Source organism: Stenotrophomonas sp. NRRL B-14846 (assembly GCF_050473585.1).
Lineage (GTDB): Bacteria > Pseudomonadota > Gammaproteobacteria > Xanthomonadales > Xanthomonadaceae > Stenotrophomonas.
Map to the genome: position 1 here is coordinate 2,122,657 of NZ_JBFLUN010000022.1, position 16,457 is coordinate 2,139,113.

General features: G+C 66.1%; 10 protein-coding genes. 6 read left to right on the top strand and 4 right to left on the bottom strand.

Going from position 1 to position 16,457, the window contains the following annotated elements; genetic code table 11:
* Positions 1 to 23: 23 nt before the first annotated feature.
* Positions 24 to 797, bottom strand: coding sequence for an NAD kinase (locus AB1281_RS12060; RefSeq protein WP_032962058.1), 774 nt, complete (start codon positions 795 to 797; stop codon positions 24 to 26).
* 208 nt (positions 798 to 1,005) lie between these two features.
* A complete protein-coding gene (locus AB1281_RS12065; RefSeq protein WP_014037748.1) occupies positions 1,006 to 5,982 on the bottom strand; it encodes an NAD-glutamate dehydrogenase in 4,977 nt (1,658 codons plus the stop codon).
* Between the two features lie 250 nt (positions 5,983 to 6,232).
* Between AB1281_RS12065 and AB1281_RS12070 the strand changes: the two genes are divergently transcribed.
* The 3 genes from AB1281_RS12070 to AB1281_RS12080 are packed head-to-tail and all read left to right on the top strand — an operon-like array spanning position 6,233 to position 11,346.
* A complete protein-coding gene (locus AB1281_RS12070; RefSeq protein WP_014037749.1) occupies positions 6,233 to 6,889 on the top strand; it encodes a TetR/AcrR family transcriptional regulator in 657 nt (218 codons plus the stop codon).
* Positions 6,889 to 8,157, top strand: coding sequence for an efflux RND transporter periplasmic adaptor subunit (locus tag AB1281_RS12075; protein WP_430346032.1), 1,269 nt, complete (start codon positions 6,889 to 6,891; stop codon positions 8,155 to 8,157). Before AB1281_RS12070 ends, AB1281_RS12075 begins: the two co-directional genes overlap by 1 nt.
* A gap of 15 nt (positions 8,158 to 8,172) precedes the next feature.
* Positions 8,173 to 11,346 carry a multidrug efflux RND transporter permease subunit gene (locus AB1281_RS12080; protein ID WP_430346033.1) on the top strand — a complete coding sequence of 1,058 codons (3,174 nt, stop codon included), beginning with the start codon at positions 8,173 to 8,175 and terminating at the stop codon, positions 11,344 to 11,346.
* A gap of 196 nt (positions 11,347 to 11,542) precedes the next feature.
* Here the strand turns inward: AB1281_RS12080 and AB1281_RS12085 are convergent, their stop codons facing one another.
* On the bottom strand, positions 11,543 to 11,830 hold the full coding sequence (locus AB1281_RS12085; RefSeq protein WP_430344838.1) for a hypothetical protein: 288 nt from the start codon (positions 11,828 to 11,830) through the stop codon (positions 11,543 to 11,545).
* A gap of 251 nt (positions 11,831 to 12,081) precedes the next feature.
* Between AB1281_RS12085 and AB1281_RS12090 the strand changes: the two genes are divergently transcribed.
* Positions 12,082 to 12,993: a hypothetical protein gene (locus tag AB1281_RS12090; protein ID WP_430346034.1), complete on the top strand. Its 912-nt coding sequence runs from the start codon at positions 12,082 to 12,084 to the stop codon at positions 12,991 to 12,993.
* 83 nt (positions 12,994 to 13,076) lie between these two features.
* Here AB1281_RS12090 and AB1281_RS12095 read toward each other — a convergent pair whose 3' ends face one another.
* Positions 13,077 to 14,225 (bottom strand): acyl-CoA dehydrogenase family protein, encoded by a 1,149-nt coding sequence (locus AB1281_RS12095; RefSeq protein WP_125892114.1) that lies wholly within the window; start codon positions 14,223 to 14,225, stop codon positions 13,077 to 13,079.
* A gap of 153 nt (positions 14,226 to 14,378) precedes the next feature.
* Here AB1281_RS12095 and AB1281_RS12100 point away from each other — a divergent pair, with 153 nt between their 5' ends.
* Positions 14,379 to 15,308 carry an ArsR/SmtB family transcription factor gene (locus AB1281_RS12100; protein ID WP_014037755.1) on the top strand — a complete coding sequence of 310 codons (930 nt, stop codon included), beginning with the start codon at positions 14,379 to 14,381 and terminating at the stop codon, positions 15,306 to 15,308.
* Between the two features lie 13 nt (positions 15,309 to 15,321).
* The gene (locus tag AB1281_RS12105; RefSeq protein ID WP_049443192.1) at positions 15,322 to 16,413 is read left to right on the top strand and encodes a homocysteine S-methyltransferase family protein; all 1,092 of its coding nucleotides are present in this window, start codon (positions 15,322 to 15,324) and stop codon (positions 16,411 to 16,413) included.
* Positions 16,414 to 16,457 lie beyond the last annotated feature (44 nt).

Genomic DNA, 16,457 nt, shown 5'->3' on the forward strand with positions numbered 1-16,457 from the left:
GCGGGGCCGGCCGCCCATTGTCCTCAAAAAACGAACTGTTCGCTCAGGATCCGGTCTTCCAGGTTGTGCTCCGGGTCGAACAGCAGGGTCACGCGGCGGTCCTTCGACTCACGGATGGTCACCTCGACCACGTCGCGGGTCTCGTGCGAATCCGCAGTGACGCTGACCGGGCGCTTGTAGGGATCGAGCACGCGGAAGCGCACCTCGGTGTCGGCCTTGAGAATCGCCCCGCGCCAGCGACGCGGCCGGTACGGGGCCAACGGCGTCAGCGCGATGGTATGCGAACCCAGCGGCAGCACCGGACCGTGCGCGGAATAGTTGTAGGCGGTGCTGCCGGCCGGGGTGGCCACCAGCACGCCGTCGCCGATCAGCTCGGCCACGCGTTCCTGCCCGTTGAGGTCGATGCCGATATGCGCGGCCTGCCGGGTCTGGCGCAGCAGCGACACATCGTTGTAAGCCAGCGAACCGGTACTGGTGCCCGACTCGGTCAGCGCCACCATTTCCAGCGGGCGCAGGTTGGCCGGTTCGGCACGGGCAATGCGCGCCTGCACGTCGTCGTCGCCACGGTACTGGTTCATCAGGAAGCCGACGGTGCCCAGCTTCATGCCGAACACCGGCTTGCCCAGGTGCCCATGCCGGTGCAGGGTCTGCAGCATGAAGCCGTCGCCGCCCAGCGGACACAGCACGTCGGCCTGCTCCGGCGCGTGATCGCCATAGCGCGAGACCATCGCCGCGCGGGCCATCTGTGCAGGTTCGGTGGCGCTGGCCAGGAAGGCGATGCGGGGGGTGTCGCTCATCGGTGGATCCGGGTGGGTGTGCCAGCAAGAGCATACCCGGTCGTGCCGGCCGCTGGCCGGCAATCGCCCATCTGCGGGGAGGTCCATGGGGTTGCCGGCCAGCGGCCGGCACTACCCGTCCCAGGCGCGCGCTACAAAACAGAACGGCCCCGCTTTCGCGGGGCCGTTCCGTTTCACTCATGCCAGGCATGGCCTGGCACTACTTCACTTACGCACCATGTGCGGCCAGCTGGCCCAGGCGCTGGACCGCGACCGAGACGGTCGGGTAGTCCAGGGTCTTCTGCTCGGCCAGTTCGGCCAGCATCGCCAGGGTGAAGCGCAGGCTGTTGTCGTCGCGGCCCATCCAGGCCGCCACCTTCGCCTCAGCACTGCCACCCTTGGTGCCCAGCACCTGGCCAGCCAGGTTGCGGTGGTTGGCGGCCAGCTCGTCGCGCAGCACGCCACGTGCCACGGCGTGCCAACGGCCGTTGACCTCCAGCGCATCGACCTGCTCGAACAGCCACGGCAGCTGCAGGGCATCGCCCAGGCGGAAGTGGACCTTGGACACGTCCACCGGCTTCAGCTTGCGGGTACGGGCCAGTTCGATGATGTCGAACGCCGGCTCCAGGAAGTGCAGTTCGGCCAGCTGCTGCGCGAGCGCGGACGGCAGGCCCTTTTCCTTCCACTCGGCCACCAGGGCTTCATAGGTCGGACGCTGCGAATCCGGCAGCACACCCGAGGCAACGCGGATGTCGTTGAACGGACCCTGGTAGCGGTTGACCGCTTCGGTGATGCCCGGCATCGCGCCCGGGCGCGACAGCAGCCAGCGCACGAACGAGCGCTGCAGCTTCCAGATCACTTCCAGTGCGTCGATCTGCACCGACTCCGGCACCTTGCCGTCGAGGGCATCGATCTGCGCCCACAGCGCGCGTGCATCCAGCGTTTCACGGCTGATGGTGTAGGCCTTGGCGACCTCGGCGATGGAACGGCCGGTGTCTTCCTGCATGCGCATCAGGAAGGTGGCGCCCATGCGGTTGATGGTCTGGTTGGTCACGGCCGTGGCGATGATTTCGCGCTTCAGGCGGTGACGCTCCATTGCGTCGGCGTACTTCTTCTGCAGCGGGGTCGGGAAGTAGCGCTGCAGTTCCTTGGACAGGTACGGATCTTCCGGGATGTCCGAATCCAGCAGCTGGGCGAACGCCACCAGCTTGGAGTAGGACAGCAGCACCGACAGTTCCGGACGGGTCAGGCCCTGGCCGCGTGCCTTGCGCTGCGACAGCTCGGCATCGGACGGCAGGAACTCGATCTGGCGATCAAGCAGGCCCTGCTGCTCCAGGGTACGGATGAAGTGCTGCTTGGAACCCAGGCGCTTGACCGCCATCCGCTCCATCAGGCTCAGCGCCTGGTTCTGGCGGTAGTTGTCGTTGAGCACCAGCTCGGCGACTTCATCGGTCATCGAAGCCAGCAGCTTGTTGCGCTGCTCGACGGTCAGCTTCTTGGCCCGCACCACATCGTTGAGCAGGATCTTGATGTTGACTTCATGGTCGGAGGTGTCGACACCAGCCGAGTTGTCGATGAAGTCGGTGTTGAGCAGCACGCCGGCCTGCGCGGCTTCGATGCGGCCCAGCTGGGTCATGCCCAGGTTGCCGCCCTCGCCCACCACCTTGCAGCGCAGCTCGCCACCGTTCACGCGCAGCGCGTTGTTGGCACGGTCGCCGACATCGCTGTGCTGCTCGCTGGCGGCCTTGACGTAGGTACCGATGCCGCCGTTCCACAGCAGGTCGACCGGCGCCTTCAGGATCGCGCTCATCAGGTCGTTCGGCGACAGCGCCTTGACGTTCTCGTCCAGGCCCAGCGCTTCACGCACCTGCGGGGTGATCTCGATCGACTTCAGGGTACGCGGGTACACGCCGCCGCCCTTGCTGATCAGCTTGGCATCGTAGTCCGCCCAGCTCGAACGCGGCACGGTGAACAGGCGCTCACGTTCAACGAACGTGGTGGCCGCATCCGGGTTCGGGTCCAGGAAGATGTGGCGGTGATCGAACGCAGCGACCAGGCGGATGTGGCGCGACAGCAGCATGCCGTTGCCGAACACGTCGCCGGACATGTCGCCGACGCCGACCGCGGTGAAGTCCTGGCTCTGGCTGTCACGGCCCAGCGCACGGAAGTGGCGCTTGACCGACTCCCACGCACCGCGTGCGGTGATGCCCATGCCCTTGTGGTCGTAACCGACCGAACCACCGGAGGCGAACGCATCGCCCATCCAGAAGCCGTGCGCGATGGCCAGGCCGTTGGCGATGTCGGAGAAGGTCGCGGTGCCCTTGTCGGCGGCCACCACCAGGTACGGATCGTCCATGTCGTGGCGCACGACATCCACCGGCGGCACGATCTTGTTGTTGACGATGTTGTCGGTGATGTCCAGCAGGCCCTGGATGAACAGCTTGTAGCAGGCCACGCCGTTGGCGAAGATCGCATCACGGTCGCCGTTCACCGGCGGAGTCTTGGCGAAGAAGCCGCCCTTCGCGCCGACCGGCACGATGACGGTGTTCTTGACCATCTGTGCCTTGACCAGGCCCAGCACTTCGGTACGGAAGTCTTCACGACGGTCCGACCAGCGCAGGCCGCCACGGGCGACCGCGCCGAAGCGCAGGTGGGTACCTTCCACGCGTGGGCCGTAGACGAAGATTTCGCGGTACGGGCGCGGCTTCGGCAGGTCCGGCACCAGCGCCGAATCGAACTTGAAGCTGATGACATGGCCGTGCTGGCCGTTGGCATCGGTCTGGTAGTAGCTGGTGCGCAGGGTCGCGTCGATCACGCCCATGAACGAGCGCAGGATGCGGTCCTCGTCCAGGCTGGACACGCGGTCCATCAGCTTCAGCAGCGCGTCGCGCGCGGCCTGCATCTGCGCGTCGCGGTCACCCTTGCGGGCGTCGACCACGGTCTTGAGCACCTTCAGGGTGGCGTCGTCGCCAGCAGCCAGCACGTCGAAGTGGGCCTTCAGCTGGGCCTGGCCAGCCGCGATGTCGTCCTTGCCTTCGTGGCCGGTGGCCGGATCGAAGCGGGCTTCGAACAGCTCGACCAGCAGGCGGGCCAGCAGCGGGTAGCGCGCGAAGGTGCCTTCCACGTAGGCCTGCGAGAACGGTACGCCGGTCTGCAGCAGGTACTTGCAGTAGCCACGCAGCATGGCGACCTGGCGCCAGTGCAGGCCGGCAGCCAGCACCAGGCGGTTGAAGCCGTCGTTCTCGGCATCGCCGTGCCAGACGCGGGCAAAGGTCTCGCCGAAGGCTTCATCGACGCTGGCGGCATCGATCGCGCCGGCGGTCGACTCGACCTCGAAGTCCTGCACGTACACCGGGGCGTTGTCGACCGACAGGCGGTACGGACGCTCGGCGATCACGCGCAGGCCCATGTTTTCCATCATCGGCAGCGCGTCCGACAGCGGAATGTCGTCCAGCTGGCGATACAGCTTCAGGCGCAGGCCATCGCCGCTTTCGCGCGGCACGGCCTGCAGGCTCAGGCGCAGGTCGTCCGGGCCGGTCAGCGCATCGAGCTGGCTGACATCGTTGGCGGCAACGGCGGTGCTGTTGTCTTCGATGTAGCCGGCCGGCAGTGCCTTGCCGATGCGGGCGGCGATGCGCAGGCCTTCGGTTTCGCCATGGCGGGTCACCAGCGCTTCACGCAGGTCGTCCTGCCAGTTGCGCAGCACCTGGGCCAGCTTCTGCTCCAGTTCGGCGGTATCGACGTCGAGCATCTCACCCGGCTTCGGGCGCACGATCAGGTGCACCTGGGCCAGCGGCGATTCGCCCAGCACCACGGAGCTGTCGACGTACTCGCCGTGCAGCGCGTCCTTCAGCATCGCTTCGATGCGCAGGCGCACGTCGGTGTTGAAGCGCTCACGCGGCAGGTAGACCAGCGCGGAGATGAAACGGCTGTACTTGTCGCGGCGCAGGAACAGGCGGCTGCGCACGCGCTCCTGCAGGCCCAGCACGCCCATCGCGGTGCGGAACAGTTCGTCCTCGCTGGACTGGAACAGTTCTTCGCGCGGCAGGGTTTCCAGGATGTGGCGCAGCGCCTTGCCGCTGTGGCTGGCCGGGGCCAGGCCCGACTGCTTCATCACGTGCTCGTGGCGCTGGCGCACCAGCGGGATTTCCCACGGGCGGCGGTTGTAGGCGCTGGAGGTGAACAGGCCGAGGAAGCGCTGCTCGCCGATGATCTTGCCCTTGGCGTCGAATTCCAGCACGCCGATGTAGTCCATGTAGCCGGCGCGGTGCACGCGCGAACGGGCATTGGTCTTGGTCAGGATCAGCGCGTCCTTCAGACCGGACGTGGTGTTCAGGCCCTGCGCGGCCAGGGTCTTGACCGGACGGGCGGCGGACTTGTCCTTGCCGCGCATCAGGCCCAGGCCGGTGTCGTTCAGCGGCGCCAGCACTTCTTCCTTGCCCTGCTTCTCGACGCGGTACTCGCGGTAGCCGAAGAAGGTGAAGTGGTTGTCGGCGGCCCAGCGCAGGAACTCCTGTGCTTCCTTGCGCGACGCGTCGTCGACCGGCAGCTGGCGGCTGCCCAGGTCGTCGGCCAGCGCCAGCGCCTTGTCCTTCATCGGCTGCCAGTCGCGCACGATCGCACGCACTTCGTCCAGCGCCTTGTTGATGGCCTGCTCGATGGCAGCCATGGCTTCGGCCGGCTGGCGGTCGATTTCCAGCAGCATCACCGACTCGGTGTCACCTTCGCCGACCTTGACCAGCTTGCCGGCCTTGTCGCGGGTGAAGCGCAGCACCGGGTGGCCCAGCACGTGGACGCCCACGCCCTGCTCGGCCAGCGACATGGTGACGGTGTCGACCAGGAACGGCATGTCGTCGTTGACGATCTGCAGCACGGTGTGCGGCGATTCCCAACCGTTGGCCTTCGCGGTCGGATTGAACACGCGGACGTTGGCCTTGCCGGCCTTGCGGGTCCGGGCGAATTCCAGCGTCTCAGCCGCGAGCGCGGCCCACTCTTCAGCGCTGTGGTGCGGGAACTCGTCCGACTCCATGCGCTTGTAGAAGTCAGTGGCGAAGGCCACCGCTTCGGCCTGTGCGGCCGCGGGGTAACGCTTGCGCAATGCCGTGTACACCGGCTCCAGGGAGAAACCAGCGGTCACTGCGACCTCCGACTCTGCTGGTTTGGTCTTGTTTTTCACGGTCTTGGCTGCGGTTTTTTGCGGTTTCATGGCAGAGCGATGCGCTTGCTCAGTTGGGAAAATGAAATTGTAGCCCTACCGCACGAAAAGGCCTTGCTGCAGGACGGAATAACCAGATTCGGGTTTGCTGCGGTTTAGACGCCTATTCAGTTCGCTCCGGTATGGAGCTGGCGCCTGCTTCAGCACTGCCGACAGGATCGGCAAAGCGTGTTACCGGAAGACACACGCGGCGACGCCGATTCGATTCCACAATCCTGAACTGGACGGTATAGTCCACCGCGTGAACCCGGCCTACCTCCCCGTTGCCCTCGACGCGCGCGATGAGCGCGTGTTCGATGCCGTGCGCGAACTGCTGGCCCAGCAGGGCATGCAGATGAGCATGGACGCGGTGGCCCAGCATGCCGGCTGCTCCAAGCAGACCCTGTACTCGCGCTACGGCAGCAAGCAGGAACTGCTGCGCCGGGTGATGCAGCGCCACGTCGGCCACGCCACCGGGGCCATGCTGCGTGCACTCCGCGGTGACGACCTGCGTGCCAGCCTGCTCCAGTTCGCCACCGACTTCCTGGAGCATTTCAACCAACCGCACGTAGGACAGGCCTGCCGGCTGATTGCAGCCGAGGCGGCCCAGTTTCCCGAAGAGGCGCGTACGCTGTACCGGCATGGTGCCGGCGCGCTGACGCTTCATCTTGCTGAATGGATTGAAACCGTTTGCATGCAAGGCCAGCTCCGGCATGACGACCCGCACTTCATGGCCGAACTGCTGCTGAGCATGATCGCCGGTCAGGATTTCGACAAACAGCGCTTCCACACCCCCCATCGTGATGACGCGCTCTTGCGTCGGCGCTGGGCAGAGTTCTCCGTCGACAGCTTCCTGCGCGCGTTCGCGCCACAGCCGTCGCCGGCCCCGTCTACAAACCAACCCCGGAGTTCCTCCTGATGACCGCCCCACTCCGCACCCTTGCCTTGACGTGCGCCGTTGCTGTCGCTCTGGCTGCCTGCAAGAAGCCGGAACAGCAGATGCCCCCGCCGCCGGAGGTGGGCGTGATCGACGCCAAGCCGCAGACCCTGCCGCTGCAGCGCGAGCTGGTCGGCCGCCTGTCGCCGTTCCGCAGCGCCGACGTCCGCGCACGCGTGCCCGGCGTGCTGCTCAAGCGCGTCTACCAGGAAGGCTCGCAGGTCAAGCAGGGCCAGACCCTGTTCCTGATCGACCCGGCGCCGCTGCGTGCCTCGCTCAATGCCTCCGAGGCGCAGCTGGCCTCGGCCCGCGCGACCTACGCCAACGCCAAGGTCGCCGCCGACCGCGCACGTTCGCTGGCCCCGCAGCAGTTCGTCTCCAAGGCCGACCTGGACAATGCCGAATCGGCCGAGCGCACCGCGCTGGCCGCAGTCAAGCAGGCCGAAGCCTCGGTGACCTCCTCGCGCATCAGCCTGGGCTACACCGAAGTGACCGCGCCGATCAGCGGCGTGGCCAACAAGCAGCAGGTCACCGAGGGCGCGCTGGTTGGCCAGGGCGATGTGACCCTGCTGACCACCGTCGACCAGCTCGACCCGCTGTACGTCAACTTCTCGCTGAGCGTGGATGAGCTGACCCAGCTGCGTGCGCAGCAGGCCAGGGGCGCGCTGGCGCTGTCCGGTGACGGCAAGGCTACGGTCAACGTCAAGCTGGCCGACGGCAGCACCTATGATGAGCCGGGCACGCTGGACTTCTCCTCGACCACGGTCGACCCGGCCACCGGCGCAGTGTCGCTGCGCGCGCTGCTGCCGAACCCGCAGCAGATCCTGCTGCCCGGCGCCTTCGTCAGCTTCCAGGCCAACCTGGGCGAGCGCAACAACGCCTACCTGGTGCCGCAGCAGGCCCTGCTGCGCGACACCACCGGCGGCTACGTGATGGTGGTCGGTGCCGACGGCAAGGTCGTGCGCAAGAACGTGAAGACCGATGGCGCGCAGAACGGCAACTGGCTGGTCAGCGACGGCCTGGCCGCCGGTGACAAGGTGATCGTGGCCGGCGTGCAGAAGGTCAAGGAAGGTGCACCGGCAGTCGCCAAGCCGTGGACCCCGGGGCAGGACGCCAACGGCAAGCCTGCCGCAGGCGGCGCCGCTCCGGCGGGCGCAGCACCGGCCGCAGGCAAGGCACCGGCCGACGCGGCCAAGCCCGAGCAGGCCGATGCGGCCAAGCCGGCCGCCACCGATTCGAACAAGCAGTAACGGGAACCTTCCGTCATGCCTAAATTTTTCATCGAACATCCAGTCTTCGCCTGGGTGGTTGCGATCCTGATCTCGCTCAGCGGCGTGATCGCGATCCTCAACCTGGGCGTGGAGTCCTATCCCAACATCGCCCCGCCGCAGGTCACCGTCTCGGCGACCTACCCGGGCGCCAGTGCGGACACCACCGAGAAATCGGTCACCCAGGTGATCGAGCAGCAGCTGACCGGCATCGATCACCTGCTGTACTTCAGTTCCTCGTCCGCCTCCAACGGCCGTGCGCAGATCACCCTGACCTTCGAGACCGGTACCGATCCGGACATCGCCCAGGTGCAGGTGCAGAACAAGGTCTCGCTGGCCACGCCACGACTGCCTTCGGAAGTGACCCAGCAGGGCGTGGTGGTGGCCAAGGCCAACGCCGGCTTCCTGATGGTGATCGCGCTGCAGTCCGATACACCGGCCATCAACCGTGACGCCCTGAACGACATCGTTGGTTCGCGCGTGCTCGACCAGGTCTCGCGTATCCCCGGCGTCGGCAGCACCCAGCAGTTCGGTTCCGAGTACGCCATGAACATCTGGCTGAACCCGGAAAAGATGCAGGGCTACGGCCTGTCGGCCAGCCAGGTGCTGGCCGCGGTGCGTGCGCAGAACGTGCAGTTCGCTGCCGGTGCGCTGGGTTCGGACCCGTCGCCGGAAGGCCAGCACTTCACCGCCACGGTCTCGGCCGAAGGCCGCTTCAGCTCGCCGCAGGAGTTCGAGAACATCATCCTGCGCGCCAACGCTGACGGCTCGCGCGTGCTGCTGAGGGACATCGCCCGCGTTGCCTTCGGTGCCAACAACTACGGCTTCGACACCCAGTACAACGGCAAGCCGACCGGCGCCTTCGCCATCCAGCTGCTGCCGGGCGCCAACGCCCTGAACGTGGCCGATGCGGTGCGCGCCAAGATGGACGAGCTGCAGCCCAGCTTCCCGTCCGGCGTGACCTGGTTCTCGCCGTACGACAGCACCACCTTCGTCAAGATCTCCATCCAGGAAGTGGTCAAGACACTGTTTGAAGCAGTGTTCCTGGTGTTCCTGGTGATGCTGATCTTCCTGCAGAACTTCCGCGCCACGCTGATCCCGACCCTGGTCATCCCGGTGGCCCTGCTCGGCACCTTCCTGGGCATGTGGATGATCGGCTTCACGATCAACCAGCTGACCCTGTTTGCGATGGTGCTGGCGATCGGCATCGTGGTCGATGACGCGATCGTGGTGATCGAGAACGTCGAACGCATCATGACCGAGGAAGGCCTGGCGCCGAAGCCGGCCACGCAGAAGGCAATGACCCAGATCACCGGCGCGGTGGTGGCGATCACCGTCGTGCTGGCCGCGGTGTTCATCCCGTCCGCCCTGCAGGGCGGTGCTGCCGGTGAGATCTACAAGCAGTTCGCGCTGACCATCGCCATCTCGATGGCGTTCTCGGCGTTCCTGGCACTGGGCTTCACCCCGGCGCTGTGCGCGACCTTCCTCAAGCCGACGCACAACGACAACCCGAACATCATCTACCGCACCTTCAACAAGTACTACGACAAGATCAGCCACACCTATGTGGGCCACATCACCTCGGCGGTGCGCCATGCGCCGCGCTGGATGATCCTGTTCGTGGTGCTGACCGCGCTGTGCGGCTTCCTGTTCACCCGCATGCCGGGCAGCTTCCTGCCGGAAGAAGACCAGGGCTATGCGCTGGCGATCGTGCAGCTGCCGCCGGGCTCGACCAAGGGCCAGACCAACGAAGTGTTCGCGCAGATGCGCGGCATCCTGGAAAAGCAGGATGGCTATGAAGGCATGCTGCAGGTGGCCGGCTTCAGCTTCGTCGGTTCCGGCGAGAACGTGGGCATGGGCTTCATCCGCCTGAAGCCGTGGGAGGAACGCAAGTTCACCGCGCCCGAGTTCATCCAGAACATGAACGGCGCGTTCTACGGCATCAAGGAAGCGCAGATCTTCGTGGTCAACCTGCCCACCGTGCAGGGCCTCGGCCAGTTCGGCGGCTTCGACATGTGGCTGCAGGACCGCAGTGGTGCCGGCTACGAACAGCTGACCCAGGCGCGCAACATCCTGCTGGGCAAGGCTGCGCAAAAGCCCGAAGCACTGGTCGGCGTGCGTCCGAACGGGCTGGAAAACGCCCCGCAGCTGCAGCTGCACGTGGACCGCGTGCAGGCGCAGTCGATGGGCATGTCGGTGTCGGACGTGTACAGCACCATCCAGCTGATGCTGGCCCCGGTGTACGTCAACGACTTCTTCTACGAAGGCCGCATCAAGCGCGTGACCATGCAGGCCGATGGCCCGTACCGCACCGGCCAGGAATCGCTGAAGAGCTTCTACAGCCCGTCCAGCCTGACCACCAATGCCGACGGCACCAACGCGATGATCCCGCTCAACACGGTGGTCAAGTCCGAATGGGTGTCGGCACCGCCGTCGCTGAGCCGCTACAACGGCTACTCGGCGATCAACATCGTCGGCTCGCAGGCCCCGGGCACCAGCTCGGGTGAAGCGATGCAGACCATGGAGAGCATCGTCAACGACGACCTGCCGGCCGGCTTCGGCTACGACTGGTCCGGCATGTCCTACCAGGAAATCCTGGCCGGCAACGCCGCGACGCTGCTGCTGGTGCTGTCCATCGTGGTGGTGTTCCTGTGCCTGGCGGCCCTGTACGAAAGCTGGTCGATCCCGGTGGCAGTGCTGCTGGTCGTGCCGCTGGGTGTGCTCGGTGCCCTCGGCCTGTCGATGCTGCGTGGCCTGCCCAACGATCTGTTCTTCAAGATCGGCCTGATCACCGTGATCGGCCTGGCGGCGAAGAACGCGATCCTGATCGTGGAGTTCGCGGTGGAGCAGCGCGCAGCCGGCAGGAACCTGCGCGATGCCACCATCGAAGCGGCCCGCCTGCGCTTCCGCCCGATCCTGATGACCTCGTTCGCGTTCATCATGGGCGTGATTCCGATGGCGATCTCCACCGGCGCCGGCGCCAACTCCCGCCACGCCATCGGTACCGGCGTGATCGGCGGCATGCTGTTCGCCACCCTGCTCGGCCTGCTGATGATCCCGGTGTTCTTCGTGGTCGTGCGCCGCATGCTGGGTGACAAGCTGGATGAACCGTCCAAGGAGTTCATGGAACGCCAGCGCGACGCGGATGCTGCACACCGCCCGGATCGCTGATCCGGTGGTGAGATGACACAGAAAGGCCCCGGAGCGATCCGGGGCCTTTTTTCTTGCCGCTTTTGAATCCCTGCCAACCAAGGTTGGCATCTACCAGAACATCGGCATGCCCATATGCCAACCAGGGTTGGCCTCTACAGGAACAACGGCATGGCCGGTAGCCGCCAACCTTGGTTGGCGCTGTTCGGGCAGCGTCTCAGCGCAGCAGTGCGACCACCATGCACACCGCCACCAGAACCAGCGCGGCCCACTGCATCGGTACGAAGAAGAAATGATGGCGCGCGGCCTCGCCCTTCTGCCGGGGCGCACGGTTGAGCCACAGGCCCAGCAGCACGTTCACGGTTGCGCCGATACCTGCCCCCAGCAGCACCTGCTGCAGCGGAATATTGCCCTTGGGGCCGTCATGCGGGAAGAAGTACGCCAGCAGCAGGATCGCTGCAATCGGCGTCACCAGCGTCATGATTCCCCAACCGCGGTAGATCATCTGCACGTTCTCCGTGAAAGCGGAGGGCATTGTAGTGGGAAGGCCAACGCTGTCGTGATCATCCAGTGCCGGCCAGCCACTTCAACGCGGCAAGACAACCGCTGTCGGCTCGTGCCGGCACGTCCAGGGCATCTGCGGCGTTCGTTGACGCCTGCCAACACAGCCGAAGAAGGTGTGAACTACCTCGCAGCGCTGCTTGCGTGGCGGCGCTATCCATGTCGCTCCTTCAACGGACTGTACAAGGAGCTCCCATGCCCGGCTTGCTTCGCACCCCATGGCTCGCAGCCTGTCTCCTGCTTGCAGCCGCCGTCGTCTCACAGTCGCCCGCCCGTGCGGGCGGCGTCGTGCCCTGCAGTCCCTGCGCCGACCCGCGCTCGGCCGCACTCCAGTCCGGAGTGGGCCTGACGGTCGTGGTCGACCCGGACCAGCGTCGGCTCAATGGCTACACCGTGGAATATGACCGCGAGCTGCGGCGCTATCGTGCCGTTCCCACAGCGGTCCCGGCGGAAGTGACCTCGACATTCAGGCGCATCCTCGCACTGCCGCAGGGCCACATTGCATCCGGGACACAGTTCGTCCCGCAAGCCTTCGGCAGCGGCGCCGTCGTCCCCATCCACCCCGACGATCCACAGAGCGCGAACGGGATCACCTTCCCGCCAGCAATGAGAGATCTCAACGCCTATGACGTGGTCCATTCGGCAACCTACCGCAGCCAGCTGGAACTCGCCGTTGGCCAGGCCTTCAGCGGCGCCAACAGCGAACACGCGGCGTGGAACTCGCTGGCCACCACCCTCTCTTCGATCGTCCTGAGCTGGGTCAGCAAGCTGTTCGGGGTGCAGACGGTGACCTATGTCATCACCTGGCGCGATGGCTCCCGGACCAGGCTGGTGATCTCACCGGACTCCGTCGACAGGGCCCGATACGTTTCCGGCGAAAGCGTGGATGCCAGCGGCAACCGCATTCCCGATGGCGCGGCATCCAATGCCGAAACCGGTGAAGGCTACTCTGGCGCCTATCACTTCAATGACGAACAGAGCTACCAGAACTGGCTGGATTCAGCGCACCTGTATGGCGTGCAGATCATCGTCAATCCGGGCGCAGCGCCGTCCGGCCCCATCTGCCGCTGGGATGGCAGGCAGCTCCAGTGCGATGTGCCGCGCTGACGCGCTGCCGGTGGGATGTCGTCATCCCTGCATGGCAGGGAGCGACTGGCCGCGCCGCCCTTGCAGCGGCGCGGCCATGCAACTCAGCGCAGCCCGGTCTCGTTGCGGGCGATCACCAGGCGCTGGATCTCCGAGGTGCCCTCGTAGATCTCGGTGATCTTGGCATCACGGAAGTAGCGTTCCAGCGGCATCTCCTTGGAATAGCCCATACCGCCGTGGATCTGCACGGCCTGGTGGGTGATCCACATCGCCGCTTCCGAGGCGGTCAGCTTGGCCACGGCCGCTTCGGTGCTGAAGCGCTTGCCCTGGCCCTTCACCCATGCCGCGCGCAGGGTCAGCAGCAGCGCTGCGTCCAGCTTGCACTTCATGTCGGCGATCTTGGCCTGGGTCATCTGGAAGGTACCGATGGCCGCGCCGAACGCCTTGCGCTCCTTCACGTACGCCAGGGTCGCTTCATAGGCAGCACGGGCGATGCCGATGGCCTGCGAGGCGATACCGATGCGGCCGGCATCGAGCACGCTCATCGCGATCTTGAAGCCCTCACCTTCCTGGCCCAGCACGTCTTCGGCCTGCGCCACGTAATCGTTGAACTCGATCTCGCAGGTGGCCGAGGCACGAATGCCCAGCTTCGGTTCGGTCTTGCCACGGCCGAAACCGGCCTTGTCGGTATCGATCAGGAATGCGGTGATGCCGCGCGCGCCCTTGTCCGGCTCGCTCATCGCGAACAGCACGATGTACTTGGCCACCGGACCAGAGGTGATCCAGCTCTTCTTGCCGTTGATGACGAAGGTGCCATCGGCCTGCTTCACTGCACGGCAGCGCATGGCGGTGGCGTCCGAACCGGACTGCGGCTCGGTCAGCGCGAACGCGCCGATGGCCTCGCCTTCGGCGATGGCACGCACATACTTCTGCTTCTGTTCCTCGGTACCGTGGGTGAGGATGCCGTTGCAGAACAGCGAGTTGTTGACCGACATGATGGTCGAGTGGGCTGCGTCGGCGGCGGCGACCTCCACCATCGCCAGCACGTACGCAACCGGGTCCATGCCCGCACCGCCGTATTCGGTCGGCACTTCGATGCCCATCAGGCCGTTCTCGCCCAGCAGGCGGATGTTGTCCAGCGGGAACTCGCCGGTGCGGTCATGGTGCTCCGCGCTGGGGGCGATCTTTTCCTGCGCGATGCGCCGCGCCACGTCCTGCAGCATCAACTGCTCTTCGGTAAAGCTGAAATCCACAACACCCTCCCGGGTACATGAAGTTATGGGCCGCATACGGCGCGCCCAGGTGCCCCGATTGTACCGGGGCCCGGCTGCTTCCGTACGCTGGCGACTTGACCGCGGCAGGCCTTCTCGGCGAATATATCTCTATATCGCGATAGGTAGATATTTATGGATCTGGAAGACTGGTCGACCCGCCTGAAGGTGTTCGCCGATGCCACCCGCGTGCGCCTGCTGGCGCTGCTGGAGCAGGAGGAACTGACCGTGGCCGAACTGTCGGCGATCACCCGGCTGGCGCAGCCGCGCGTGTCCACCCACCTGGCGCGCCTGAAGGAAGCCGGCCTGGTCCGCGACCGCCGTGCCGGCGTGTCGGCCTACTACCGCTTCGACGAGGCCCAGCTGGACCCGGCGCAGCGTGCATTGTGGCATGCCTTGAGCAACGGAAGCGACGACCCGTTGCTGCGGCAGGATGCCGAGCGGGTGGCTGCAGTGCTGGCCCACCGCGCCTCGGACCAGAACTGGGCCGACAGCGTGGCCGGCGACATGGAGCGCCACTACTCTCCGGGCCGTACCTGGGAGGCTCTGGCGCGCACCGCCTTGCCGTTGCTGGAGACCGGCGACGTGCTGGACATCGCCTCCGGTGACGGCGTGCTGGCCGAACTGGTCGCCCCCCACGCCAAGCGCTACATCTGCATCGATACCAGCGCGCGCGTAGTCGCCGCTGCCAGCGAGCGCCTGCGCCGGCTGCCCAATGTAGAGGTGCGCGAGGGCGACATGCATGCTCTGCCGTTCAAGGACGGCAGCTTCGACCTGGTGGTGCTGATGCACGCGCTGACCTACGCCAGCAAACCGGCGCAGGCCGTAACCGAAGCCGCGCGCGTGCTGCGCCCGGGCGGCCGCCTGCTGTTGTGCAGCCTGGCCCGCCACGAGCACAAGGCGGCGGTGGAGGCCTACGGCCACGTCAACCTCGGCTTCAGCGACAAGGAGCTGCGCAAGTTCGTCGACAAGGCCGGCCTGCAGGTATCCAGCCTGGAGACGGTCACCCGCGAGAAGCGTCCGCCACACTTCGAAGTGATTTCGCTGATCGCCAACAAGCCCTGAGCCCGAGACCGCCATGCCCGCCCTGCCCTGGTTGCATCCTGATCGTGCAAATGCCCTGCTCGACGCCCTGCGCGAGCGGATCCTGATCATCGACGGTGCGATGGGCACCATGATCCAGCGCCATGGCCTGCAGGAAGACGACTACCGCGGCGAGCGTTTCGCCGGTGGTTATGACCATGCGCACGGCCCCGGCTGCGACCACGGCGCGCCGGAAGGCCATGACCTGAAGGGCAACAACGATCTGCTGCTGTTGACCCGGCCACAGGTCATCGCCGACATCCATACCGCTTACCTGGACGCCGGCGCGGACCTGGTCGAGACCAACACCTTCAACGCCACCTCGGTCAGCCAGGCCGACTACCACCTCGAACACCTGGTGTACGAGCTGAACAAGGCCGGGGCCGCGGTCGCACGCACCTGCTGCGATGCCGTGGCCGCGACCACGCCGGGCAAACCGCGCTTCGTGATCGGGGTGATCGGCCCTACCAGCCGCACCGCCTCGATCAGCCCCGACGTCAATGATCCCGGCTTCCGCAACACCAGCTTCGACGAGCTTCGCGACACCTATCGCGAAGCCATCGAGGGCCTGATCGACGGCGGCGCCGACACCCTCATGGTCGAGACCATCTTCGATACCCTCAACGCGAAAGCCGCGCTGTATGCACTGGAGGAGGCCTTCGACGCCCGTGGCGCACGCCTGCCGGTGATGATCTCCGGCACCATCACCGATGCCTCCGGGCGCACGCTGTCCGGACAGACCGCCGAGGCCTTCCATGCGTCACTGGCGCATGCGCGCCCGCTGTCGATCGGCTTGAACTGCGCGTTGGGCGCCGATGCGATGCGCCCGCACGTGGAAACCCTCTCGCAGGTCGCCGACTGCTACGTCAGCGCACATCCCAACGCAGGCCTGCCCAATGCCTTCGGCGAGTACGACGAGACGCCCGAGGACATGGCCGGCACCCTGCGTGGTTTCGCCGAGGATGGCCTGTTGAACCTGGTCGGCGGCTGCTGCGGTTCCACCCCCGACCACATCCGTGCGATCGCCCAGGCCGTGGCCGGGCTGCCGCCGCGCGCCCTGCCCGGTGTCCAGGAGCAGGCCGCATGAATGTCGCTGCCACCGTTCCACACTTCCCGCCCTATCGCTGTTGA

What these genes read in the sequence shown, in the direction of transcription:
- AB1281_RS12075 (WP_430346032.1), top strand. Translation starts at nt 6,889, where the DNA reads ATGACCGCCCCACTCCGCACCCTTGCCTTGACGTGCGCCGTTGCTGTC.
- AB1281_RS12060 (WP_032962058.1), bottom strand. Translation starts at nt 797, where the DNA reads ATGAGCGACACCCCCCGCATCGCCTTCCTGGCCAGCGCCACCGAACCT.
- AB1281_RS12105 (WP_049443192.1), top strand. Translation starts at nt 15,322, where the DNA reads ATGCCCGCCCTGCCCTGGTTGCATCCTGATCGTGCAAATGCCCTGCTC.
- AB1281_RS12085 (WP_430344838.1), bottom strand. Translation starts at nt 11,830, where the DNA reads ATGATCTACCGCGGTTGGGGAATCATGACGCTGGTGACGCCGATTGCA.
- AB1281_RS12100 (WP_014037755.1), top strand. Translation starts at nt 14,379, where the DNA reads ATGGATCTGGAAGACTGGTCGACCCGCCTGAAGGTGTTCGCCGATGCC.
- AB1281_RS12080 (WP_430346033.1), top strand. Translation starts at nt 8,173, where the DNA reads ATGCCTAAATTTTTCATCGAACATCCAGTCTTCGCCTGGGTGGTTGCG.
- AB1281_RS12065 (WP_014037748.1), bottom strand. Translation starts at nt 5,982, where the DNA reads ATGAAACCGCAAAAAACCGCAGCCAAGACCGTGAAAAACAAGACCAAA.
- AB1281_RS12090 (WP_430346034.1), top strand. Translation starts at nt 12,082, where the DNA reads ATGCCCGGCTTGCTTCGCACCCCATGGCTCGCAGCCTGTCTCCTGCTT.